The following is a 23,782-nucleotide window of genomic DNA, read 5'->3' as shown; positions in this document are numbered from 1 at the left end:
AATTATGGAGACAAAATTTGGGTTCACAAAAATGTCAATATCAGAATTTGAAAATTATATTTCAAATCTACGTATTGGACGAACAGTGTTGACTATACAACAACATCATACCTACAGCCCTTCTTACATTCACTTTAAAGGGAATAATCATTTTGAATTGCAAAAAGGAATGAAAGAATACCATGTTAATCATAATGGTTGGATGGATATTGGACAACATTTTACCACTTTTCCTGATGGTACAATTATGACAGGAAGAAACATCGAGAATTCGCCTGCCTGTATAGTCGGAAATAATGCAAACTCTGTTTGCATTGAGAACCTTGGTAATTTTGATAAAGGAGCAGATGAGATGAATCAATTGCAAAAAGATGCTATTGTGAAAATGACGGCAGCATTGTGCAAGAAGTTTAATTTGGCAGCCAATACCGATAAAATTGTTTACCATCATTGGTTTGACTTGTCTTCAGGTGCGAGGAATAATGGTACAAAGAATAATAAATCTTGTCCCGGGACTAACTTTTTTGGGGGTAACAAGGTTGAAGATTGTAAAAATATTTTTTTACCACTTGTACATAGTTTACTCAATACGGACTCTCCTAATCCATTAACTGTACCTATAGTTAAGTATGTTAGTGTAACGGCCAATTCACTTAATGTAAGAGAAGGGGCGGGTAATAATTTTTCGATTGTATCTGATAGGAATCCTGTGGAGCAGGGTGGAATTTTAAGGGTTTTTGGGGAGAAGGACGGATGGTTAAAAATATCATCTTCAGCAGAACACTGGGTATATGGTAGGTTTACAAATATTGTAAAACATGTTATAGTAAGCGCAGATGTATTAAATGTGAGAACAGGACCATCAAAAGATTTTCCTAAAACTGCTTCGCTACACAAAGGACAGGAAGTTTTCATTACTGATGAAATAAACGGGTGGTGTAAAATCAGTATGGAAGACAGATGGGTGAAAATGAGTTATTTAGATTTCAAAACAAACTAAGATATTAATTATGGCAAATTTAGAGTGGTTTCCAATAAACCCGCTTTTGAAAGAAAACGGGGCATTTTATTCTTTATCGTTTGAAAAAGAAGCAGATTTATTAAAACCTGTAGCATTGACAGATGCGGATAGTCCTTTTTCACAAGCAGAAGTATTTCAGCGGTCACTTAATTTACAAACAGCAGCAGATCTAGGAGTTGTTGTTGGTAATGCCAACGCTAATTTTAAATCGTTTTGCTTCAGTTATGAAGCTATGATGTTTACTGATAAAATTGTTTCTAACCCAATAGGTGGGAAAATTTACGGTACACGTTGGGGGGCAGGTTTAAGAGTTATCCTTAATGTTACCGACTTAAAAACATCAGCCGATTTTAAATTTGGGGCTTTAGCTGCTTCTGCAGAACTAGGCTTGGCCAAGGTCGAATATAGAATAAATACGATTGGATTTAATAATCCTGCAATTTTTAAACTTTTACCGGGCCCTGGAGAATTTAACTTTGATACCTACACTAAAATTCTGGATGCTGCCGATAAAGTTAAAAAATACATGTCTGAAAATCCCGATAAGTTAACTCCGCAGCCTTTTCAGGTTTACATGTCAACTGAAGTGAATAATGATGCATACGTGACCTCTCGATCAGTAATTTTTGCTGCTCGTTGTGTGAGTAATCGCGATACACTTGCAGAAGCTTTTTCTAAGTCTAACGGCAAATATAATGCAGATTTAATTAGAGGGTTTTATGCCAAAATAGGTATTGTTGATGAAAATTCTAAGCCATCAAGAGAGGACAGAAGAGAGGCAGATGATTATTTAGAGGCTTAGTAGTAATTTAATTTATTTAATTGTTTGTGAGAATAGGTATTTATGTTGGCGGGTTAGGACAGTCTTTTCATGATGACACTGTTGAGAAGTATGCATTGCGTATAAAAAATGAATTGAATTATACTCATACGGGAGAATCTTTTGATATAAAAACTGAAAAAGTTGCTTATACAGATGAGAAGGAAAGTACAGTTGTGAGTATTTTTAAAAAAAATGAGAATGACAATGCGGAAGAAGAAGGTGCAATTGTTTACAAATTATATGATTTTAAATATAATGATATTTTAACAGAAAAATTTAAGGAGAGGAATATCCTAATAAAAAATCTTATTCTTTTTTGGTTAGTTGTAAAAAAGTTTCCCCAAATTGTTTTGCGTCTTTTTAAGTATAATAGTTTCAGCAGGCCTTACCTTACTTTTTATGCTTTTTTTATTTTGTTTATAATATCATTAGCCATTTTATTTTTTATACCGGCTAGTTTAGATATTGCAACAAATTTGAGTGCTTCGAGTGAATTTAAAAATCTAATGTCTGTTTTTAGATTAGATGTTATAATTGATAGCATTAATTCGTTTTTGGTAAAGATTAATTCGCCAACTGTAAAAGATCTATTTAAAGCGGGAGTTCCAATTACCGCTTTGATACTATTAATTGTACCGGAATCTAAAACAATTATAACTTCATTGGCTACTGAATTTGTTTGTGTAGACCAGTATATTGAAAATGGTGATCGTAGTCAAATTATCCTAGGGAATTTAGATTTGCTTGTTGAATATATTGCAGAAAACGAGCCTAATTCAAAAATTCATTTTCATTGCTATAGTTTTGGAAGTATCGTTGTAAAGGATTTATTGTTTCCGGTTGGTACCATACCTTCACCCAATTTAATAAACCTTAGTAAACTACTTGTTACTGTAGGTACTCCGTATGAATTCGTTAATGCATATTATCCGAGTTATTATGCAGATAGATGCAATGTGATGGAAGATAGAATGAAGTGGTTTAATATTTATTCACTGTCAGATGCTTTAGCAACTAATTTTAGAAAAGATTCAAAAAAAGGTGATGCTGAATTTGGAATAGGTGGTTTAAAGATAGTTCCGATTAATTTGAATTATGAAGTTTCGGCCAGTAAAAATATGAACATCTTTAACTTTTTTACACTTTATGGTATCCGTGTACATAAGTACTATTGGGATATTTCTACTCAGGGGCAAAGCTGTGTAAGATTATTAATGAGCAAGATGAAAGAAAATGATTTCATCTAAGTGGTATTTACCAAAATGAATGGTTTTTATTGATTTTAATTTTATTTTATGAATATAAGAGGTCTTCACGATAGGATTAGCACAGGTTTAGGAACATTAAAAAATAAAGTTGAAATTGAAAGTGCAAATAATGAACACAGTTTAAATATTTTACTTGAAACAACTTTTCTAAATGTACTTAACGTATTATTTGACTACAATCTTGTTAATGCAAATTTATTGTCCAGAAATTTCCCTGGGATTGATGGATTAGATGCTGAAAACAGAATCTTTGTTCAGATAACTTCAACATTTTCAAACGAAAAAATAGAATCTACTGTAGATCAGATCATTGATAAAAATCTATATCATGATTTTGATAAACTTTTCTTTGTTTTCCTAAAAGGAAAGAAAAAAATAAGTAAAGCTTTTAAGGATAAAATTGATAGTAAAATACAAGGTAGATTCGTTCTTGATTTTGAATTCAATTTAATTGATACAAACGATGTTTACAGAATATTAGCCAATGAGCAAAATATTGACAAATCTTTAGGGGTAAAGAAAATTCTTGACAGCGTATTGTATAACATACCACAGAGTAAAGTTCCGGGTTTTGATTTTGTAGGAGTTTCTTTTGATGAAGAAGAGTTTGAAAATGTAGCTGAATTAATAGAGACAATAATTAAATCGGGCATAAATGTAGTAGTCAATTCAAAAAAAATCTATGAATATTTTAAAAATGAAAGACCTAGATATTTTGATTATTTAATAATGTTGTTTCCAAATCAAAGTCTTGATTTTTTAACTAAATACATTTTTGTCGTATCAAACCATTATATCAAAAAAAATATTGATTCTGAAAAGCCTGAGTGCAGTATTTTTTTGAATTGTATTGAAAAGAGTGTTAAACCTCAATTGGTTTCGTTTACCACTTTTCCAAACAAAATAAAAAATAAGAATTTTAAAAATCCTAAAACTCTCAATGTTTCTAATTTAAAGAAAATTGAAGAAGTAATCCAGGATTTATTCGCTGAAAAACCTTCTTTGAATTATAGTTTTAGTGAAATTAAAGATGTTTTAGTAAAGCTATTTCCAATGTTTACATTAGAAGTAATTGCAGATGAAAAAAGCTATTGTTTATACAATTTTAAGAAATCTGGATCAAATAGTGACTTAAATTTAAACTACCTCATTTTTGGACACGAATACAGAAGAAACGAAGTTATTGAGGAGTTTAATAAAAAATATAAAAATAAATTCTTAAAGAATTTAACTGTATTACTTCCAAAGGATTACAATCAATCTACAAACTTGAGGATAAAGTTTATTAGAGATAAATTTGTTAATTCTGATGTTTTCTATCTCGATGAATATTTATTTGATTATAGCTTATCAAGGATTGAGCAGACAGAGTTATTGAGTAATGAAGTATTTATAAGTCCGTTTTTTGAAATTAAAGAAAACATTGAAAAATTAGATGATATTTTTGATTGGTTAAAGAATGATTCTCATTCTCCAGTTGCCTTTATTATTGGTTCCGGTGGAGATGGAAAGACAACGGTTTGTCAAAAAATTCACGATGAGATAATTCATGATTTTGAAAAAAGCATTGTTATTTTTCTTGATGCGCAGTCATATATAAATGAAATTAAGCACAGGGAGCGAGTTGACAATTGGAAGTTTGATTTGCATTCCATTTTTGAAATTTGCAATTCTAAGGCAGGGGATATTGATCTTACAACATTTAAATCAAATTTTGCACTGGGGAACATAACTGTAATTATAGATGGTATTGATGAGATTATTTCTACCCTCCCTAATTTTAGTTTGAAAGATTTTGTTGAAGATTTTAATGTTTTGAAGGAGCTTATAGGGAGAGGGAAATTAATAATTAATTGCAGAGATATTTATATAAACGAACTTCTCAATACTGATGTGGATTTTAGTAATAAGCACAAGGTTTTCAAGTTATTAAAATTTAATGTCGAGCTGGCTAAAAAGTTTTTCGAAAAACATTTTACGATTGAAGGAGAAATTAATGTAAAAAAGGTTAATGAATGTATAAAAATTCTAAATGAGTTTTATGAGGATATCAATGGAGATGTTTACGTTTATTCTCCATTTGTACTGGAGATAATTGTATTAATAGTTGAAAATAATTTTGATTATGAAGAAATCGAATATGTTTTCAATTCTGAAATTTTGCTCAGAAATAATAGTAGCGATTATCTTATATATAAAATTTGTCAACGTGAAATTGCAAAAAAGGAAAACCATGGTTTTATAATTCCTGTAGATGATTATATTAAATTACTCAGTCTTGCGGCAGTTGAGAAAAATGGGGTATTCAATGATGACGATTTTATCAGTTTTCTTAGAAAAATTAAAGTCGATTTAAGTTCTGAAAAAGTGAAGAATAGTCTAAGGGACAATCCTTTTTTTTGCTTGGATAAGAATGGTAGTTATGTTTTTAGATTTGATTTTTATAATTCTGCTTTTAAGTATAATGCTATATATTCAAAAATTGTTGATGAAAGCGGTTATTCTCTTTCAGACTCATTAATTAATACTTTATCTAATGAGTTTAAGTTTAATTCTATAATTTTTAGAGGATTAAAAAATAAAATTAAGGATAGCGATAAAGGTTTTGAATTCTATCTTGACAGAATAAAAAAAATAGTATTAGAGATTGAAAATTATAAAGCAAATGAGAATAATTACGGTACAATATTTTTAAAAAAACTTGCTATAAGTAATTTAGTAGTTTTTCTAATTTCAATAAGCGATAATAAATTTTCAAATTCCAAGATACTTAAATATCTATTTGAAGACACCGAACAATCCAGGGATGAATTAGCTGTTATTAATGGTTTTTATTTTATCGATGTTCCGATAATATCTAAAATTACTTTTGATTTTTCTAATATGTATTTTATTAATTGTCACATAGACAATTACCCACAGTTTCTTGATTGTAGTTTTCTTGATACTACCTTTTTTGACAGGAGTTGTGATATTAGTAATATCTATTCAAAGGGACTTGATTTGAAGAAAATTACATTTTCAAAAAATAATTTTGATGATAAAATATTGTCGAGTGATAATTCTTTATATAAAATTATTTCTATCAAAGAAAGCGGTGGAGAGTCGATGCTAAACTATTTCAAAAAGTATTTCAAGTCTTTTACAAAAGGGAATAAACTTAATTATAGCATACCTATAAATTCATTGTTCGTTGATAAAAATTTCAGTTTGGAAATGAATGAAATTAATAATATACTATATGAGAATGGTATTATTTCAAGTTTCACCAAAGAAGAAATTACGATGAATAGTTCATGCAAAAATAAAGTAAGCAAATTTTTAAATCAAAATATCACATTTGCAGAACTTAACAGAAGCATTAAGAAAATTGAAAATTTAATTATTGATGGAGGAAAAGAGAATATATAATTGCCATACGCATACTTTTACTATAGATCATGTACCAAATGAATTTGGTAAAAAGCTATTGCCTTTTTTATATCGTATTTTCACGATGAAATTTATAAAATGGTATTATAAAAATTTTACATCGAGAGGGAGCGAAAGATATAAAAAATGGAGACACCAATTTAAAACTATTCGCTATGGATTTATTGATATTTTAAAATGGACCATTATTTTACAATGGGTTAATGTTATTGTTTTCATTATAATACGTTGGGTATTTAGTATTTTGACTAATTTTTTTAGGGTTGATTTTTTATTCAGCAAGACTACTCAAGAGGCTATAAAAAGATTTAGAACTTTGGGAAGATACTCTTTGTATAAAGAACAAAGTAAAATTTTTGATTTACTTGAAAAGACATATGAACCAGGGACTCGTTTTGTAGTCTTATCAATGGACATGGATTATATGGGTGCAGGAAAGGCTGTTAAGCCATATTTAGAGCAGTTGAATGAATTGAAAATAATGAAAGTAAATAATAAAGATTCAATTCTTCCATTCTTATTTCTGGATCCAAGAAGATTAAAAGCTACTAAAGAATTATCAGGAAATGATAATTATGAAATTCATGCGAAAGAATTGCTTTCCAATATGAAATTTGATGGTATTAAATTATATCCGGCGTTGGGATATTATCCTTTTGATAAAGAGCTCATGTCAATGTATGAATTTGCTCAGGAGAATCAAATCCCGATAATTAGTCACTGCATTGCCGGAACCGTATATTATAGGGGAACAAAGCAAAAGGAATGGGATAATCATCCAATTTTAAAGTATACCAGAAAAAAAGACGAGCCTCAAATTCCAATTCCGTTGCCACAAACCAGTAACTATCGTTTTACAACTAACTTTACTCATCCATTGAATTATCATTGTTTGTTGAATAAGGATTTACTGAAGGAGTATATTGGATATGAACTTGATTTGAGTAATCTTAAAATTTGTATTGCTCATTTTGGAGGAGAAGAAGAATGGGCAAAGTACATGGCTGATAGTTGGAACAATTATAATAAAAATATTAACCATGAATGTAAAGAAGATTATTTAAAGAAAAACAATACTCTTACTCATGGTAACCAAAGAACAATATGGTGGAATGCAAGTTGGCTATCTATTATATACGATTTGATGGTGACCTATGAGAATGTTTATGCTGATGTGAGTTTTATTCTTTTTAATCAAGAACTTTTTCCAATGTTAAAATATTTATTGGAAGATGAAAAAGTTAAAAACAAAATATTATTTGGTACTGATTATTATGTAGTTTCGCAGAAAAATACAGAAAAAGAATTGTATCATAATCTTCGAGGGTATTTAGGAAAAGAACTTTTTGATTTGATTAGTCATGATAATCCGAAGAACTTTTTGAGTACAAAGATGAAGCAATATTAGTTTGATATGAATAGATTTTATTATAAAGGAACTAACGAAAAGTTGATAAGATGTCTTGCGATTGCGGAACGAATTCTTAATGGGGCATTGTTTTATTCAAAAATTGAATCAGTAGAAAGTTTTTCTGGGACTTCGGTGAGTTCATCTAAAATAGCGAGTGACTTGAAATCATTTAGAGAAACGGTAACTGTTGAAGGGTATTGGAATATATTTGGTCTAGCAAATGCTAAAACGGGAAGTTCGGAATTGATAAAAATTAATACAGCAAAACTAAGAAGGAGTGAAGGTAGTATTGTAAATACTATTATTCATGAGTATGTACATGCTGTTGACTACAAGGATGGTATTTTAGACTATACTCACAGTGATAATATTAACAGAGGTGAAGAGAATAAAACAGCACCTTGGCTAATAGGAAAAATAGCTGAAGATATGATGTAAATTTAAGAAGGTTCCAAATTATTATCGATTCTACCCGGTAAAGTGTGTAAGTATAAAAATTAAAGCCCTGTTATTTTCAAACTTACACACTTTTTGGGATAGTGGTATAGCGACATTATAGTGACTTTTTTAATGAATTATTTTTATCTGTATTGTTTTTTTGAATTAGTTTTTCTCTTAATGCAGACATATCGGTACTAATTTTTTGATCCAAAATTTTTGCATAATGTTGTGTTGTTTTCAAATTTTTATGACCAAGCATTTTACTTACACTTTCAATCGGAACACCATTAGTTAAAGTTACACTTGTTGCAAACGTGTGACGGGCCGAATGAGAAGTAAGTTCTTTATTTATTTCGCAAATGGTTGCTATTTCCTTTAAGTATTCATTCATTTTCTGATTACTAGGTACCGGTAACAAAACTTCCTCGCTTATACATTGTGGATGATCAGTGTATTTTTGAACTATTTCTTCAGCTATTGGTAGTAAAGGTATTTTTGATAATGTTTCAGTCTTTTGCCTATGAGTGGAAATCCATTTTGTTCCGTCGATACCCACGATGAGGTTATTATGTGTTAATTGTTTTACATCAATATATGCTAATCCTGTATAGCAACTGAAAAGGAAGATGTCCTTAACCTGATTCAATCGAATTGTATTAAAGGTTTTGTCATAAATACGTTTAATTTCTTCCTCCGTTAAATATACTCTTTCAACTTCTTGAATTTTACATTTGAAGTTCATAAAAGGATCACTTTGTAACCATCCGTTAGCAACACAGATTCGAATTATTTTTCCAAAATTTTTAATGTATTTTATTGTTGAATTATTATTGCAATTGCGAACAGTTCTCAAATAAAATTCGAAATCTGTTATGAAGGACAGATTAATATCTTTGATATTAATGTCTGAAATTGAAAATTTCCATTTCATAAAGTTTATCGTATGCTGTAGTGTAGTTTCATATCTTTTATGAGTACTCAAAGAATATTCTTTTCCTATAAGGGCTTCCATTCGTTTATTATGGTCTTTGAATATTGTTATTAACATGTGGCCTTTTTCTTCAATTCCTAAGATTTTATTCTTCATAGTTGCGGCCGTAACCCTATCATCATTCTGAAGAATTTCTTTTTGAGCGTCATAAACTTTACCTTTTAAAATATCGAGATAACTGTTTATTGAACGGGATTCTTCTGAATTGCCTTTCATTTTACCTGCAGATACGGACCATTTGCTTGATTCTACAAATCGTTTAGTAGCGATCTCGATACGTATTCCGTCAACTGTGACTCTTAGATAAATTGGAACCAGCCCCTTTGCGGTGGTTTTAGCTCTCTTTACATAAAAGAGAATAGAAATTTTTGCATTCATAGTGGTAACCTTTTAGATGAAACAAATTAGTTAATTGCGTTGTTTTTTTCAAGATGTTCATTCTCTGAACTGCTTGTATTTACGGGTGCTCGGAAGAAATTCGGTGACCTTTTTTGAATTAATTTTCGGGTACCCGAATTTGCCCCCTCACGAATGCGATTTAATGAATAATCTGAAAGGTTGTAAAATGCAAAAAGCCTGTAAATCATACGATTTACAGGCTTTTGTTGCTAAATAAAGTTAATCTTGTGGAGTCGGAGAGAATCGAACTCTCGTCCAAACAAGCAATCGAAGAGCTTTCTACACGCTTAGTTTCCGCTTGAATTTTCGACAAAAAGCAAGGCCGGAAACCGCCACTTTTCGCTTAGCTTTATAGGTGTCAGAACGGATTTAAAGCATTACCGTTCCTAGGTTTACTTTTACGGTTCCCCTAATCCGAACGCCATAAACCAAGGCTTTCGAGGAGAATCTAGCTTTCCTACCTGGTAGGAACTAGGCAAATCTTACTATGATTCAGATTAAGCAGCTAAAGCGTAATTATTTTCGCCGTGTAAAGTTGTGAGACCTTTTATTTACGAGAATTGTCCCAGTTCTCGACGTGCTTACCATCCAATTCCACTCGCTGTCAAAACCAGTCGACCCCAGATGCAGTTGCAAATTTAGTTACAAATTTCACAATACAAAGTTAAAGTAATCAAAATTCAATTAAAAATTATTGCACCACTATTCTTTAAATAGTACATTTGGGCGAGAATAAATAAAAACAGACAAAACAAACCTATAAAAATTTAATAATTATCACGTTTTGTGATATTTTATTAGATATTATTCAAAGATTGCAGAATGATGAGATTCGGAATTATTAAAGAAAGAAAAAACCCGCCCGACAGACGTGTGGTTTTTACCCCTTCAGAATTGATTAAGTTAAAAGAACAGTTTCCGTTGGCTGAAATCAAAGTGGAATCGTCAGACATTCGTATTTTTTCGGATGATGAATATCGTAAATTAGGATTTGAAGTTACCGATGATCTTTCTGATTGTGACGTATTGATTGGGGTAAAAGAGGTTCCGATTGATGCTTTGCTTCCCGGTAAAAAGTATTTTTTCTTTTCTCATACGATAAAAAAACAGCCTTATAATAAAAAACTGCTTATTGCCTGCTTGGAAAAAAACATCCGATTAATCGATCATGAAACCATCGTGAATGAAGACAATCACCGTTTAATCGGTTTTGGCCGATATGCCGGAATTGTTGGTGCCTATAACGGTTTCAGGGCTTTCGGAATCAAATATGAGCTGTTCAATTTGCCCAAAGCGGAAACATTGGCTGATAAAACGGCATTGGTGGAGCGCTTGCGACGTCCCATGTTGCCGCCAATCAAAATTGTTTTAACCGGACACGGAAAGGTGGGTATGGGGGCCAAAGAAATTTTGGATGCCATGAAAATCAAACAGGTTTCCGTTGAAGATTATTTAACAAAAACATACGACAAACCGGTCTATACCCAAATCGATGTTTTGGACTATAACAAGCGCAAAGACGGAAAGCCTGCCGAAAGAGAGCATTTTTATGCAAATCCGCAAGAGTATGTGTCCGATTTTGAGCGTTTTACTAAGGTGTCCGACTTGTTCATCGCGGGTCATTTCTACGGGAATGGTGCGCCGGTTATCTTAACAAGAACAATGTTAAACGCTTCAGATAATAAAATTAAGGTGGTAGCTGATATTTCCTGTGATGTTGGCGGGCCTATCGAATGTACATTGCGTTCCTCAACAATTGCAGAGCCGTTTTACGGTTATTACCCAAGTGAAGGGAAGGAAGTGGATGTGAACCATCCCGGCGCTGTTGTGGTAATGGCGGTTGATAATTTACCATGCGAATTGCCAAAAGATGCCAGTGAAGGTTTTGGGGAGATGTTCCTGAAACACGTCATTCCGGCTTTTTACAACAATGATAAAGACGGTATTCTGGAACGCGCCAAAATCACCGAAAACGGAAAACTTACCAAAAGATTCAGTTATCTGCAAGATTATGTGGATGGTGAATAATATAAAATGAATAAAAAAAGTCCCGATCTGATCGGGACTTTTTTTTGTGTCATTTTGCAGTTTAGAATATTCACACACGAAATAATGTAAGTTAGGAGTGCTCTTTTTATTTAAATGACATTCTTTTGAAGCAGCCTCTTAATTGTATCCGTTATTCCAATCAATTTTTCTGGAGAAGTACATCACTAATCCCAAAATGATGAACAATCCGATGCTTCCCACCAACAGCGCGTAGTTTTCCAATTGTATGATCACATAAATGAAGGCATACAAACCGCTCAATGCCATTCCGATGAATACAGGGAATTTTTTTGTTTTCAGAATGGAAACAGAATAAAGGACAATCATCCCAATTACCGCAAGTGAAGCAATCAGGTAAGCCAGCGAAAAACTAGAATGTTCCGTAATGGAAATCAACAGCGTGTAAAACATGATCAGTGCCAATCCTAACATAGTGTACTGGAAAATGTGAATGTTTATTTTGTTCACGGTCTGAATTAAAAAGAATATCAGAAAGGTAAGTCCAATTACAAGAAAGCCGTATTTTGATGCGCGTTCATTCTGTTGGTATTCGTCTACGGTTTCAATCAGTTTAACACCAAAGGAATATTCATTCAGATTCGGAATTTTTGAAGCATATTGCTGTGAAAAAGAACGATTGATGTCCAATATTTTCCAATCGGCGTGAAATCCTTTTTTGCTGATGGATTTGGTGGTGTCGTTGGCTGCAAACATGCCTTCAAAACTCGGTGAATCCCAATCCGAATTCAGATTAATTTGCGTGGTTTTTCCAATCGGGATGAATTTCACACTGTTGCTTCCGTTGTATTTCATGTTAAAGCTGAAATCGAGCTTGCCATTCGGAACCAATGTTTTGTAATTGAACGTTCCGGTTTCCAGCGTACCGAAAAATTTATCTTGCTCGTCTTTAGATTCGAAGTTGAAATTCTGACTGTTCAGTTTGATGTTTAAATCACTTTTGATGCTTTTCAGATTGGTTGTTTTTACCACTAAAACTGCTTTGTCCCACAGTAAATCGTCTTCTTTTAAACCCAGTTTTTCAAAATTAGGTTTTCCAAAATACCCATCAAATTTCATATCAGCCGTAAAAACGACATTGTTGTAGATGCCTCGTTTTAAAGAAGTGTTCTTTTTTATATCCGAGGTATTATTGATTTTTTCCGGGAAGAAATAAGCATACTGAACAGTCATGTTCATTTGAATGCTGGACTGTTTTGTTTTGGGATCCAATACGGCGGTTTCCGTATAGCTTTTGTAAGGAACCTTTAATATCGGTCCGTAGAAAAAAATATCCTGGCCCCATAATTGGGTAACTTCATTAACGACTTCTTTTTTTCGTTCGGATCGTTCAACGATCAGTTCATTTACGAAAGCTAGAGGAATAAGTAATACCAGTGTCAGTATGCCTACCATCATCATTTTAGCGGTAGTCGACTGAAGAAAAGATCCTTTGTTTTGATTTGTGTTTTGATTTTCCACAATGTTTTGATTTTGATTTTCCATGATTTTTGGTTATTTAGTTTTTAAAGTACTTTGTTTTTCAAAGTTGAAGAATAAAAAAATAGAGTGTCTCTTTTGAACCTTGCGTTAGCGAAGGGGAGGAGTAATCAATTTTTCAAGTGCTTCAATATGTTCCTGAAAAGCCTTTCGGCCTTCCTTGGTTGCTTTATAACTCGTGTTTGGTTTTTTTCCGATGAATTGCTTTTCCACAACGATGTAGTTTTCGCTTTCAAGTGCTTTGGCGTGACTGGCCAGATTCCCGTCGGTTACGCCTAATAATTCTTTAAGCGTACTGAAATCTGCCGATTCATTGACCATCAATACAGACATGATTCCGAGTCGGATACGATGATCAAATGCCTTGTTTATATTTTGGATAATGTTTTTCACGGTTATTTTCTGTCGTATTTAAAGTGCATAACCGATCCGTAAATGATATGACAAACCCCAAATCCTAAAACCCAAAAATACAAACCATAACCCGAAAATTCAACAGCAAATAATCCTATGATAATTTCTGTTATCCCTAAATAACGAACATCTCTAAGTGTGTATTTACTTGCGTTTACGCAGGCCAATCCGTAAAAAATCAGTGTGATTGGAACGACCAAACCGTAATATCCGTTTCGCAATAACAATACTGCAAAAATTCCTCCGGTAACCAACGGAATAAAAAAGTTAATTAATAATCTTTTTGAGGATGCGTTCCATATTTTTTCACCAACTTTTTTGGCTTTATTAGCCGTCATTATATATGCAGTCAGTAAAGAGGCTGTAAGAACAATCAAAGCCGTCAGTATAATCAACTTGAATGTTTTGCTTTCAAGTGTTATATAGTAATCCGTATGGTTCTCTATCAGAAAATAGGCTACCACTGCACCAATTATGGCATAAACACCAGCCAGTATTCCTGATAAACCACTCAAAGAAATAAATTGGGTCGATTTGTTCATCAAATCTTTTATCTCTTTTAAGTCCTGTAAATAATTTTGAGTATCCATATAAAGTACTTTGAAAAACAAAGTTAGTTTAATTTTTGTTTCGGACAAATTTTTTGGGATATTTTTTCTGATGAAATCATCGGAGGATTTTGTTTTAAAGGAGTCGGAAAAATATCAGAATGGCATATCAACTTAAATGACAAAGGTTTCATCTCAGAAGGCCTCTTTTGGATGTTTTTTGAATAACATCAGATTTTGAGCTTGCAGTTTATTATTACACGGGCATAGTAATCCGTGTCAGGTCGGCAAAAGCACAAAAGAGCAAAACCACTAAAAAAGGATACTTTATTAGTGGTTTTGTGTTTTTATTAGAATTTGTTTATGGTTTGTCTGATGGCAACCAACTTGGTCATTAATCCCTCAAATAAATCCAGGTGAAGCATATTGGCACCGTCACTTTTAGCATTGGCAGGATCAAAATGGGTTTCGATAAAGATTCCGTCCACACCTACTGCGATTCCTGCTTTGGCGATGGTTTCAATCATTTCGGGGCGACCTCCGGTTACTCCAACCATCTGATTTGGCTGTTGTAACGAGTGGGTAACATCCAAAACGGTGGTAGCAAATTGCTGCATCGTCGGAATGCCTCTGTAATCCACAATCATGTCCTGATACCCGAACATGGTTCCTCTGTCGGTAACCATTACGTTATGGTTGTTACAGTCAATCACTTTCTGAACCGCATGTTTCATGCTTTCCGGACTCATGAATTGCCCTTTTTTCAGGTTTACGGTTTTTCCTGTATTTGCGGCAGCCACAACCAAATCGGTCTGGCGCACCAAAAAAGCAGGGATCTGAAGTACATCCACATATTCGGCAGCCATTGCGGCATCTTCATTTGTGTGAATATCGGTTACGGTTGGTACGCCGAATTCCTTTGAAACTTTCTCAAGAATTCTTAAGGCTTTTTCATCACCAATACCCGTGAAACTGTCAATTCTGGAACGGTTTGCTTTCTTGAATGACCCTTTGAAAACAAAGGGGATTCCAAGTTTATCGGTTACGGAAACCGTTTTCTCGGCAATCCGCATTGCCATTTCTTCGCCTTCAATGGCGCAAGGGCCGGCCAGTAAAAAGAAATTTCCGCTGTCTGTATGTTTGATTTGTGGGATGTTCTGTAAATTCATGGTTGTGTATAAAAAGTGTTGCAAAGATATAATAAAAAAACCTTCTAATGAAGTAGTTAGAAGGGTGTAAATCTTATAAAATTCTTAAAATTATCAGGATTTTTTCGGTAGATTTTTAATCTGGAAACCTATCGGGCACATAATTTTACCTCTTTCATAAATGTTGAAATACAAACGAACGGGCTTTGTCTGACCGGTCCACCTCACTTCGTAAACAGACAGTAAACCACCGCCAATTGTATTGTGTTTAGTAGGGAAAGGACAGCAGGTGTCTACCTTGGTATAGTTTAAAGTTTCTCCTTTAGGGCCTGTCATCCCATTGAAGAAATAACCAATATACACACTTTCACTTTTATCCTGAATGACACCAATGTTAATCGGATAATCCTCATTGTAGCCATATTTTTTGGAATCGGCGTATTCTTTTAAAATATAGGCGTTATCCTTAACAGCCGGCTTAATGGCGCTATTGTCAATGTTTTGAATGGTTGATTTCGTGCTTATGCAAGCCGTCACACCAAAAAAAAGCAGATTTAATAAAAATATTTTTTTAAACATGGCTATTTTGATTTTATAAAATAAGCTACAATTCCCGAAGTTACGACCCCCATTGAAAGAGCCCCAAAAATTCCCTGCATGATATAACTTTTTAAGTTGAAATACATTTCTGCATCTTCTCGTTTCATTTTGTTATGTTCAACAGCGTATGCAATCACATTTTTAAAGTAATCGGGTGTTATTATTGTACTGGTTACATATTGCGCAAGAGGACTTAATATTGCGATAAAAAAGGAAAGGTATACTCCGCTTACAAATCCTTGTTTCCATGTCATCTGATTGTTGAAAAAGTTTTTCTTTTTATCTCTTAAGGCAAAATAATAAATCGCAATAGCAACAATCGCAAACAGATTGGTATAGATAGGGTGTTTTTCAATATATTGATCATGAAGTCCTACTGATTTTTCTAAAAACATCCAAGCTAATGATGCAATGAAAAATATAAAAGCCCACTTGATCTCAATAGTAAAGTTTTTCATAAATGATATTTTAACGAATCAAAATTAGCGGTTTATTTTATTGAAACGAAAAATATATGATGTTTGTTACACAAAATATTTATTCAATAATTACTTTTGCCGAATAAAGAAATTACTATGTATTCATTTTTCGGAACCTGGCCTTGGTATATTTCAGGGTTTTTAATCGGAGCGGTAATGCTCACACTCATTTTCTTCGGAAAATCTTTCGGAATGTCATCCAATTTAAGAACGCTTTGTACCATGGCGGGTGCAGGTAAGAATGTTGATTTTTTCAAATTTGACTGGCGTGAACAAAAATGGAATCTGGCCGTTGTTTTCGGAGCGATTTTAGGCGGATTCGTCGCGGTTCATTTTTTAAGTGACGGTAGCGGAGTACAGATAAATCCAAAGACGATTGAACAGTTGGCAACCTTGAACATTGAAGCGCCAAACGGTAAATTGGGACCAGAATCGCTGTTTGGATGGGATGCGTTAAAGACGCCGAAAACCATCGCCATTCTTTTCTTTGGCGGATTGTTAATCGGTTTCGGAACGCGTTATGCAGGCGGTTGTACGTCGGGTCACGCCATTTCCGGATTAAGTAATCTTCAGAAACCGTCATTAATTGCCGTAATCGGATTCTTTATCGGCGGATTGATCATGGCGCATGTGCTTTTACCAATAATTTTTAAATAGAAATCATGAAATTCATCAACTTAATAAAATTTGTTTTAGTAGGTTTCGTGTTCGGAATCGTATTGACAAAAGCCGAAGCCGTTTCATGGTACCGAATTTATGAAATGTTCCAGTTTCAGTCGTTTCACATGTACGGAATTATCGGTGTGGCAGTTTTTACCGGCGTCATCGGTGTTCAGATCATCAAAAGAAAGCATCTTAAAAACATCAAAGGACATCCCATTGAAATTGAAGATAAGGAAAGAGGATTTGTCCGCTATATAGTTGGCGGAACTTTATTCGGATTGGGATGGGGATTGGTTGGTTCTTGTCCGGGACCTATTTTCATTCTTCTTGGAGCCGGTTTCTACGGAATTGTGATTGTTCTTGCGGGAGCATTGCTGGGAACATATCTTTACGGAGTCCTTAAAAACAAACTGCCTCATTAATTTTTATGTAAGATTATTACCTTATTTAGAGCCTTTTTAAATTGTAAGGAAAGTTATAATTATATGGATGTTTTTATATATTTGTTATAAATCATTTAAAAAACACACATATTATGAAAAAAATTACTCTTTTATTTGTTTCTGCCTTAGCATTAGGCATGGTTTTCACATCTTGTAACAAGGACGATGATTCATCAAGCTCATCAAGTGCGAGTATTGAAGGAAAATGGAAGTATTCAAAAGAAGGAGCAATTGTTTCCGGTCAAGAAGTTTTGACAGATTATCTTAACGAGGCTCCACAATGCGGAAATGATTATATTGAAATTCTAGCCGGAGGTACTGCTAAAGATGTTTATTATTATAATGATGGTGGATGTCTTTCGGATGTTGGAACAGGAACTTGGTCAAAATCAGGTAATATTATGACAGTGACATTTGATGGAGTGGCTGAAAATGCTGAAATCCTAACTTTAGATTCAACAACTTTAAAAGTTAAGTATACAGATAACGGTATGGAAATGGTTAATGTTTACACAAGAATGTAAATAGATTAAAAATAAAAAAAGTCCCGAAAATTTCGGGACTTTTTTTATTGTATTTCGGCACTCAAATCGGCTTCGAATAATCTGTCGCACAAGGTTTTGGTTTTTATGGATTCGGAGTTCTGATTAATAAAGTAATGTTAATTGGGATTTGTAAGGAAAGTTTCCGATGAATTTTTGTAATATTTTACTGTTATTTATAGTGATTTTAAATTGTAGGAAAATTTATTCAATTAGTCGTGTTTTAATATATTTGCAGGAAATTATTTAAAAATTAACACAATGAAAAAAGTAAGTATTTTATTTGTTTCTGCCTTAGCTTTAGGTATGACTTTTACATCTTGTAATAAAGATGATGGTGATAATTCAAGTGCACCCGTTGCTTCAGTTGAAGGGAAATGGAATTTTAACAAATTTAGTGTAACTCAAAACGGGGTAACTTCTCCGGAAGACAATTATCCGAACAATCAAGAAGGATGTAGTAAAGATTTCATTGAACTAAAAGCCGATGGTATTTACAATGAAGGTGATTATGTTGATTCAGCATGCACCTTGGAACAGACTCCAGGAACTTGGACAAAAGACAATAATTCAATATCTCTTTCCGTAGATGGAGAAACCCAGGCGTTTGAAATTGTAAGTTTGTCTACTACAGAATTGAAAGTTAAAGCTACATTTACTGAACAAGGGACGACTTTTACATTAAATGTGTCTTTTACAAAAGCATAATTTTTTGTCATACAAGAGTATAATAAAAAAAGCCCCGAAATTTTTCGGGGCTTTCTTTTGTATTGTTTTTTTATTGTATTTCTGCACTCAAATCGGCTTGAAGTAGTTTACTGCATAACGGTTCCAATTCTTTGTAGGATCCTGTTTTTACGGCACATTTTCCGGTATAATGAACCAAAAGCGCACATTGTTCAGCTTGTAACGGTTCATGATCACATACATACATTAATGTATCTATTACATGGTCAAAAGTGTTCACGTCATCATTGAACAGAATGATTTCGTAGTTAGAAGCTAGTAATTCTTCTACTGATACTTGTTCTTTAATTTTTTCTTTTACGTTCATAATCAAATGATTAGTATAAAATAAAGTGCTAATTTACGTATTTTAAAGAAACCCAGTTATTCTTTTGGAACTTTTTAACATAGGTCAGCCCTTTTTCAGTGCAACTTGTATCGATAACCGGAATGTCTGCTTCATAAAATCCGCTCAACAATAAAATTCCGTTTTTGTTTAAACAATTTACATACGCTTGCATGTCGTTCAAAAGGATATTTCTGTTGATGTTGGCAATGATAAGGTCATATTTCTGACCCTGATTTAACAGTGAAGCATCGCCTTCATAAACCGTAATGTGTCTGCAGTTGTTGCGTTCCGCATTTTCAATGGAATTCAGATAGCACCAGTTGTCAATGTCAATTGCATCAATCGGTTGAGCGCCTTTCATTTCTGCTAAAATGGCTAAAATGGCAGTTCCGCAACCCATGTCCAATGTTTTTAGGTTGGTAACATCCATTTCCAGAAGATGCTGAATCATCATGTGAGTGGTTTCGTGATGACCGGTCCCAAAACTCATTTTCGGTTCAATGACAATATCGTATTTTGCATCGGTTTTTTCATGAAAAGGCGCGCGAACATGACAAATGCCGTCCACATCAATCGGATCGAAATTTTTCTCCCATTCCTCATTCCAGTTCACTTGTTCAATTTCTTCAAACGTATACTCGATTTTGAATTCATCCGAATGTAAAATCTGAATATCATCCAGAATATGTTCGTTCCAAAGCGCTTTCTGAACAAATGCCGAAACCCCTTTTTCCGTTTCCATAAAACTTTCAAAGGCTGTTTCTCCCAATTCGGCTACTAAAATTTCAGAACCCAATTCTTTAGGTTCCACCGTAAAATGGTATCCGATATATGTGTTTTCCATGCTGTTTTTTTTTGCAAAGGTAGTAATTCCAATCTGCCGACAATACGATGCAACTTTAGTTTCCGGATGATTTTTGCAATATGATTTTTTTGGAGCGATAGGTTCGGGCTTTCCGGTAATCCGTTTTCCCGCCATCCGCTGTATCTTTTGCTCCTCTCGTTCTTTTAACGAGAGGAGCAAAAGGATGCCGCTACTGTCGGGGCTGAAGAGGGAAGGTCTCTTGTGTTTGGGAGAAAAAAAGAGAATAGAGGAAAAGAAAATAGAAGCAAGAGACAAGAAGCAAGAGACAAGAAGCGAAATGATAATTGTCAGTTGATGTTCTTCGAAATCTGATTAAGTTTGTGTCAGTATATATTGTGTTATGATTTCTGCTGGTAAAGTACGTTTTTTAGGTCAACTTTATATTTCTTAAAATTCGTTAAAAACAGTTAACAAAACATTGCTTTTAAGTATCTTCGCAACAATTTGTAAAAACCGCTTCCGTCATGGATAAAAAAATATTTTCCTTCCTTTTTTCAACTCGTTTAATGGCTGTTTTGTTTATCGTTTTTGCAGTAGCAATGGCAGCCGGAACCTTTATCGAAAGTGAATACAATACCGATACTGCCCGAATTTTAGTCTACAATGCCAGATGGTTCGAAGTGATTATGGTGTTCTTCGTGATTAATTTTATCGGGAACATCAAACGATACAACCTGCTTCAAAAGGGTAAATGGGCATCTTTGTTACTGCATTTGTCTTTTATTTTAATCATTGCCGGAGCTTTTATCACGCGTTACATCAGTTTTGAAGGGATGATGCCTATCCGTGAAGGTGAAGTTTCCAACCAGATATTTTCAGACAAAGTATATCTGAATGTTTTTGTCGACGGACAATATAACGGAGAGATGAAGCGCCGTACATTCGAAAAGCAATTGCTGATGTCACCAATCACCAATAACGATTTTTCAATCAGTGAAAGTTTTGCCGACATCCCTTTTGAAATCGAATATAAGGATTTCATAATGGGGGCAAAAGAAGTCATCAAAGAGGATGAAAACGGTATTTTCTTTTTAAAATTGGTAGAATCCGGAGACGGAACACGTCACGAGCATTTTCTTAAGGAAGGCGAAGTGCAAAATATCCATAATGTACTTTTTGCATTTAATAAATTTACACCGGGAGCCATAAACATCACTAAAATTGCTGAAGCCTATACCATTCAGGCTCCTTTTGAAGGTAACTTTATGCGAATGGCAGATAAGATGCAGGGTAAAGTCGAAAAAGACAAAATTCAGGCACTTATGTTGCGTTCGCTTTATAACATGGGCGGTTCACAATTCGTAATTCCGCAGCCGGCCATCAAAGGAAAAATTGTTCAGGAATCCAACGGCGATTATAAAGACCAGAAAACGGATGATGCTTTGGTAGTGACCGTAAAAAACGAAGGTAAAGAAAAAGAAGTGACGCTTTTGGGTTCCAAAGGGAAAATGGGTGTTCCGCAGTCGTTTAAATTGGGGAATCTTGAATATACTTTTATGTACGGCAGTAAGGTTTATGAAACGCCTTTCAAGGTTAAACTGAACGACTTCATTGCATCAAAGTATCCGGGAACCGATAAAAGCTATTCGGCTTTTGAAAGTAAAGTAACAGTTGAGGATACCGAACAGAAAAATAAATTTGATGCCAGAATTTTCATGAACAATATTTTAGATTATCGCGGATACCGCTTCTTCCAGGCATCATTTGATCCAGATGAAAAAGGAACCGTACTTTCCGTAAATCACGATTTCTGGGGAACTTGGGTAACCTACATCGGTTACTTCCTTTTGTTTGCCGGGATGCTCGGAATCTTGTTTGTTAAGGATTCCCGTTTTGGTGATCTGAAAAGAAAACTGGAAAAGGTAAAAGCTAAAAAAGCGGCTTTAACAACGGTTATCATGTTGTTTTTCAGCATGGGAATGATGGCACAACATCAGCAGCAACACGAACAACCGATGATGCCAACTGAAAAGCAAATTGATTCCTTAATTTCAAGGTATAAAGTTTCAGAAGAACATGCATCCAAATTCGGACGGTTAATCGTGCAGGATCAGGGCGGCCGTATGAAACCTTTGAACACGTTTTCATCGGAATTGTTGCGAAAAGTAAGCAAAAGCGATTCCTATAAAGGAATGAATTCCGATCAGGTTTTCCTTTCGATGACACAATTTCCACAGGTTTGGTATAATGTTCCGATTATCTTCATCAAAAAAGGGAACGACAGTATTCACAATATGATTGGTGCTGAAAAAGGTGCCAAGTACGTTTCGCTGATGAAATTCTTTGATGAAAAAGGGAATTATAAATTATCGCCTTATCTGGATGAAGCCTACAAAGCCCCTGTGCCCAATCAGTTTCAGAAAGATTTCATGGAAACCGATAAAAAGGTAAATCTGTTATATTCAGCCTTGAGTGGACAAATTTTAAAGGTGTTCCCGATTCCGTTTGACAAAAACAACAAATGGGTTTCGCATCTGGAACTGAATGAAGCCGGATTAACCGGAATCGATTCGTTGTTTACCAAAAACGTAATTCCGTTGTATTTAAGTTCTTTGGACGAAGTACCAACAAAGAAAGATTATAAAGCCGCGGAAACTTTCCTTGACGGATTAATAAAATTCCAGAAGAAATACGGAAAAGAAGTCTATCCGAGCGAGGAGAAAATCAACTCGGAAATCCTGTACAACAAGTACGATATCTTCAAGAAACTGTATTCGTGGTACATGATTGCGGGCGTTCTGATGTTCTTGTTCGTAATCGTAAAAATTTTCAATTCAGGGAAAATCATAAACACGTTGGTTAAAGTCAGCCATGTATTTATTGGTTTGTTTTTTATAATGCATACCGTCGGACTAATTGCCCGTTGGTACATTTCCGGACATGCTCCGTGGAGTGATGCTTACGAATCGATGATTTATGTGGGATGGGCAACAATGCTTTTCGGCTTGGTTTTCGGAAGAAAATCGGAATTGACTGTGTCTTCAACCGCTTTCGTGGCTGCCATGATTTTAATGATTGCGCATTGGAACTGGATGGATCCTGCCATTGCCAATTTGCAACCGGTTCTGAATTCATATTGGTTAATGATTCACGTAGCGGTGATTGTTGCAAGTTACGGACCGTTTACACTGGGAATGATTCTGGGAATAGTTTCGCTGTTACTGATGTTGTTAACCAACGAGAAGAACAAAAAGAAAATGGAACTCAACATAAGAGAAATTACCATTATCAATGAAATGGCTTTGACAGTTGGTCTGGTAATGTTAACCATCGGTAACTTCCTGGGAGGACAATGGGCTAACGAGAGTTGGGGACGTTATTGGGGTTGGGATCCGAAAGAGACTTGGGCACTGATCAGTATCATGGTGTATGCTTTTGTAATTCACATGCGATTCGTACCGGCATTGAGAGGAAAGTGGGTGTACAACCTAATGAGTGTTTTCGCTTTTTACTCGATTATGATGACTTATTTTGGTGTGAATTTCTATTTGACCGGACTGCATTCGTATGCAAAAGGAGATAAAGTGGTAACACCGAATTTCGTTTATGTTTCCGTTGCCTTGGTGACACTGCTCGGAATCGCTTCTTACTTTAAGTATAAAAAATATTATAAAAAATAACAGTAAAACCCATAATCGAAAGATTGTGGGTTTTTTGTTTAACAAAAATTTAC

The 23,782-nt window shown here is 34.1% G+C and carries 21 protein-coding genes and 1 other RNA gene; 12 read left to right on the top strand and 10 right to left on the bottom strand.

Annotated elements, in window-relative coordinates; translation table 11 throughout:
• The first annotated feature begins 31 nt into the window (after positions 1–31).
• From FLJC2902T_RS06145 to FLJC2902T_RS06120, 6 genes are read left to right on the top strand one after another with little or no spacing between them, the layout of a single operon-like run.
• A complete protein-coding gene (locus FLJC2902T_RS06145) occupies positions 32–1,000 on the top strand; it encodes an SH3 domain-containing protein (protein ID WP_211233880.1) in 969 nt (322 codons plus the stop codon).
• Positions 1,001–1,010: 10 nt separating this feature from the next.
• Positions 1,011–1,823 (top strand): hypothetical protein, encoded by an 813-nt coding sequence (locus FLJC2902T_RS06140; RefSeq protein WP_023578916.1) that lies wholly within the window; start codon positions 1,011–1,013, stop codon positions 1,821–1,823.
• Between the two features lie 26 nt (positions 1,824–1,849).
• Positions 1,850–3,091, top strand: a complete 1,242-nt coding sequence (locus tag FLJC2902T_RS06135) for a hypothetical protein (protein WP_155958863.1) — start codon at positions 1,850–1,852, stop codon at positions 3,089–3,091.
• Positions 3,092–3,139: 48 nt separating this feature from the next.
• Complete coding sequence (locus FLJC2902T_RS06130; RefSeq protein ID WP_023578914.1) at positions 3,140–6,523, top strand: SMEK domain-containing protein; 3,384 nt, start codon at positions 3,140–3,142, stop codon at positions 6,521–6,523.
• The gene (locus tag FLJC2902T_RS06125) at positions 6,501–7,952 is read left to right on the top strand and encodes an amidohydrolase family protein (protein ID WP_035677550.1); all 1,452 of its coding nucleotides are present in this window, start codon (positions 6,501–6,503) and stop codon (positions 7,950–7,952) included. Before FLJC2902T_RS06130 ends, FLJC2902T_RS06125 begins: the two co-directional genes overlap by 23 nt.
• A gap of 6 nt (positions 7,953–7,958) precedes the next feature.
• Positions 7,959–8,393, top strand: coding sequence for a hypothetical protein (locus tag FLJC2902T_RS06120; RefSeq protein WP_023578912.1), 435 nt, complete (start codon positions 7,959–7,961; stop codon positions 8,391–8,393).
• 115 nt (positions 8,394–8,508) lie between these two features.
• Here FLJC2902T_RS06120 and FLJC2902T_RS06115 read toward each other — a convergent pair whose 3' ends face one another.
• Entirely contained in the window at positions 8,509–9,765 is a 1,257-nt protein-coding gene (locus FLJC2902T_RS06115) for a site-specific integrase (protein ID WP_035677546.1), read from the bottom strand.
• Positions 9,766–10,011: 246 nt separating this feature from the next.
• Positions 10,012–10,408, bottom strand: a transfer-messenger RNA (tmRNA) gene (gene ssrA / locus FLJC2902T_RS16015).
• Positions 10,409–10,611: 203 nt separating this feature from the next.
• Here ssrA and FLJC2902T_RS06110 point away from each other — a divergent pair.
• Positions 10,612–11,814, top strand: a complete 1,203-nt coding sequence (locus FLJC2902T_RS06110) for an NAD(P)-dependent oxidoreductase (RefSeq protein WP_035677701.1) — start codon at positions 10,612–10,614, stop codon at positions 11,812–11,814.
• Positions 11,815–11,952: 138 nt separating this feature from the next.
• Here FLJC2902T_RS06110 and creD read toward each other — a convergent pair whose 3' ends face one another.
• The 6 genes from creD to FLJC2902T_RS06080 form a co-directional block, all read right to left on the bottom strand.
• On the bottom strand, positions 11,953–13,338 hold the full coding sequence (gene creD / locus FLJC2902T_RS06105; RefSeq protein WP_023578908.1) for a cell envelope integrity protein CreD: 1,386 nt from the start codon (positions 13,336–13,338) through the stop codon (positions 11,953–11,955).
• A gap of 84 nt (positions 13,339–13,422) precedes the next feature.
• Positions 13,423–13,725 carry a winged helix-turn-helix domain-containing protein gene (locus FLJC2902T_RS06100; RefSeq protein WP_023578907.1) on the bottom strand — a complete coding sequence of 101 codons (303 nt, stop codon included), beginning with the start codon at positions 13,723–13,725 and terminating at the stop codon, positions 13,423–13,425.
• A gap of 2 nt (positions 13,726–13,727) precedes the next feature.
• The gene (locus FLJC2902T_RS06095) at positions 13,728–14,336 is read right to left on the bottom strand and encodes a hypothetical protein (RefSeq protein ID WP_023578906.1); all 609 of its coding nucleotides are present in this window, start codon (positions 14,334–14,336) and stop codon (positions 13,728–13,730) included.
• A 308-nt stretch (positions 14,337–14,644) separates the two neighbouring features.
• Positions 14,645–15,463, bottom strand: a complete 819-nt coding sequence (gene kdsA, locus FLJC2902T_RS06090; RefSeq protein ID WP_023578904.1) for a 3-deoxy-8-phosphooctulonate synthase — start codon at positions 15,461–15,463, stop codon at positions 14,645–14,647.
• 93 nt (positions 15,464–15,556) lie between these two features.
• Entirely contained in the window at positions 15,557–16,021 is a 465-nt protein-coding gene (locus FLJC2902T_RS06085; protein WP_023578903.1) for a hypothetical protein, read from the bottom strand.
• A gap of 2 nt (positions 16,022–16,023) precedes the next feature.
• Positions 16,024–16,500 (bottom strand): DUF4199 domain-containing protein, encoded by a 477-nt coding sequence (locus FLJC2902T_RS06080; RefSeq protein ID WP_023578902.1) that lies wholly within the window; start codon positions 16,498–16,500, stop codon positions 16,024–16,026.
• A 117-nt stretch (positions 16,501–16,617) separates the two neighbouring features.
• Between FLJC2902T_RS06080 and FLJC2902T_RS06075 the strand changes: the two genes are divergently transcribed.
• The 4 genes from FLJC2902T_RS06075 to FLJC2902T_RS06060 all read left to right on the top strand — a co-directional run bounded on the left by FLJC2902T_RS06075 (position 16,618) and on the right by FLJC2902T_RS06060 (position 18,877).
• A complete protein-coding gene (locus FLJC2902T_RS06075; RefSeq protein ID WP_035677544.1) occupies positions 16,618–17,178 on the top strand; it encodes a YeeE/YedE family protein in 561 nt (186 codons plus the stop codon).
• A 5-nt stretch (positions 17,179–17,183) separates the two neighbouring features.
• Positions 17,184–17,606, top strand: a complete 423-nt coding sequence (locus FLJC2902T_RS06070) for a DUF6691 family protein (RefSeq protein WP_023578899.1) — start codon at positions 17,184–17,186, stop codon at positions 17,604–17,606.
• 113 nt (positions 17,607–17,719) lie between these two features.
• The gene (locus FLJC2902T_RS06065) at positions 17,720–18,151 is read left to right on the top strand and encodes a lipocalin-like domain-containing protein (RefSeq protein ID WP_023578898.1); all 432 of its coding nucleotides are present in this window, start codon (positions 17,720–17,722) and stop codon (positions 18,149–18,151) included.
• A gap of 279 nt (positions 18,152–18,430) precedes the next feature.
• Entirely contained in the window at positions 18,431–18,877 is a 447-nt protein-coding gene (locus tag FLJC2902T_RS06060) for a lipocalin-like domain-containing protein (RefSeq protein WP_023578897.1), read from the top strand.
• Between the two features lie 70 nt (positions 18,878–18,947).
• On the opposite strand, the gene FLJC2902T_RS06055 is transcribed toward FLJC2902T_RS06060, so the two are convergent.
• Positions 18,948–19,223, bottom strand: a complete 276-nt coding sequence (locus FLJC2902T_RS06055; protein WP_023578896.1) for an ATP-dependent Clp protease adaptor ClpS — start codon at positions 19,221–19,223, stop codon at positions 18,948–18,950.
• A gap of 28 nt (positions 19,224–19,251) precedes the next feature.
• Entirely contained in the window at positions 19,252–20,088 is an 837-nt protein-coding gene (gene prmA / locus FLJC2902T_RS06050; RefSeq protein WP_035677694.1) for a 50S ribosomal protein L11 methyltransferase, read from the bottom strand.
• Between the two features lie 485 nt (positions 20,089–20,573).
• On the opposite strand from prmA, the gene ccsA reads away from it, so the two are divergent.
• Complete coding sequence (gene ccsA, locus FLJC2902T_RS06045; protein WP_023578893.1) at positions 20,574–23,729, top strand: cytochrome c biogenesis protein CcsA; 3,156 nt, start codon at positions 20,574–20,576, stop codon at positions 23,727–23,729.
• Positions 23,730–23,782: the final 53 nt, after the last annotated feature.

Source organism: Flavobacterium limnosediminis JC2902, assembly GCF_000498535.1.
Classification (GTDB): domain Bacteria; phylum Bacteroidota; class Bacteroidia; order Flavobacteriales; family Flavobacteriaceae; genus Flavobacterium; species Flavobacterium limnosediminis.
The sequence above is the reverse complement of the archived record's forward strand: the minus strand, read 5'-3'. Positions and strand labels throughout refer to the sequence as shown.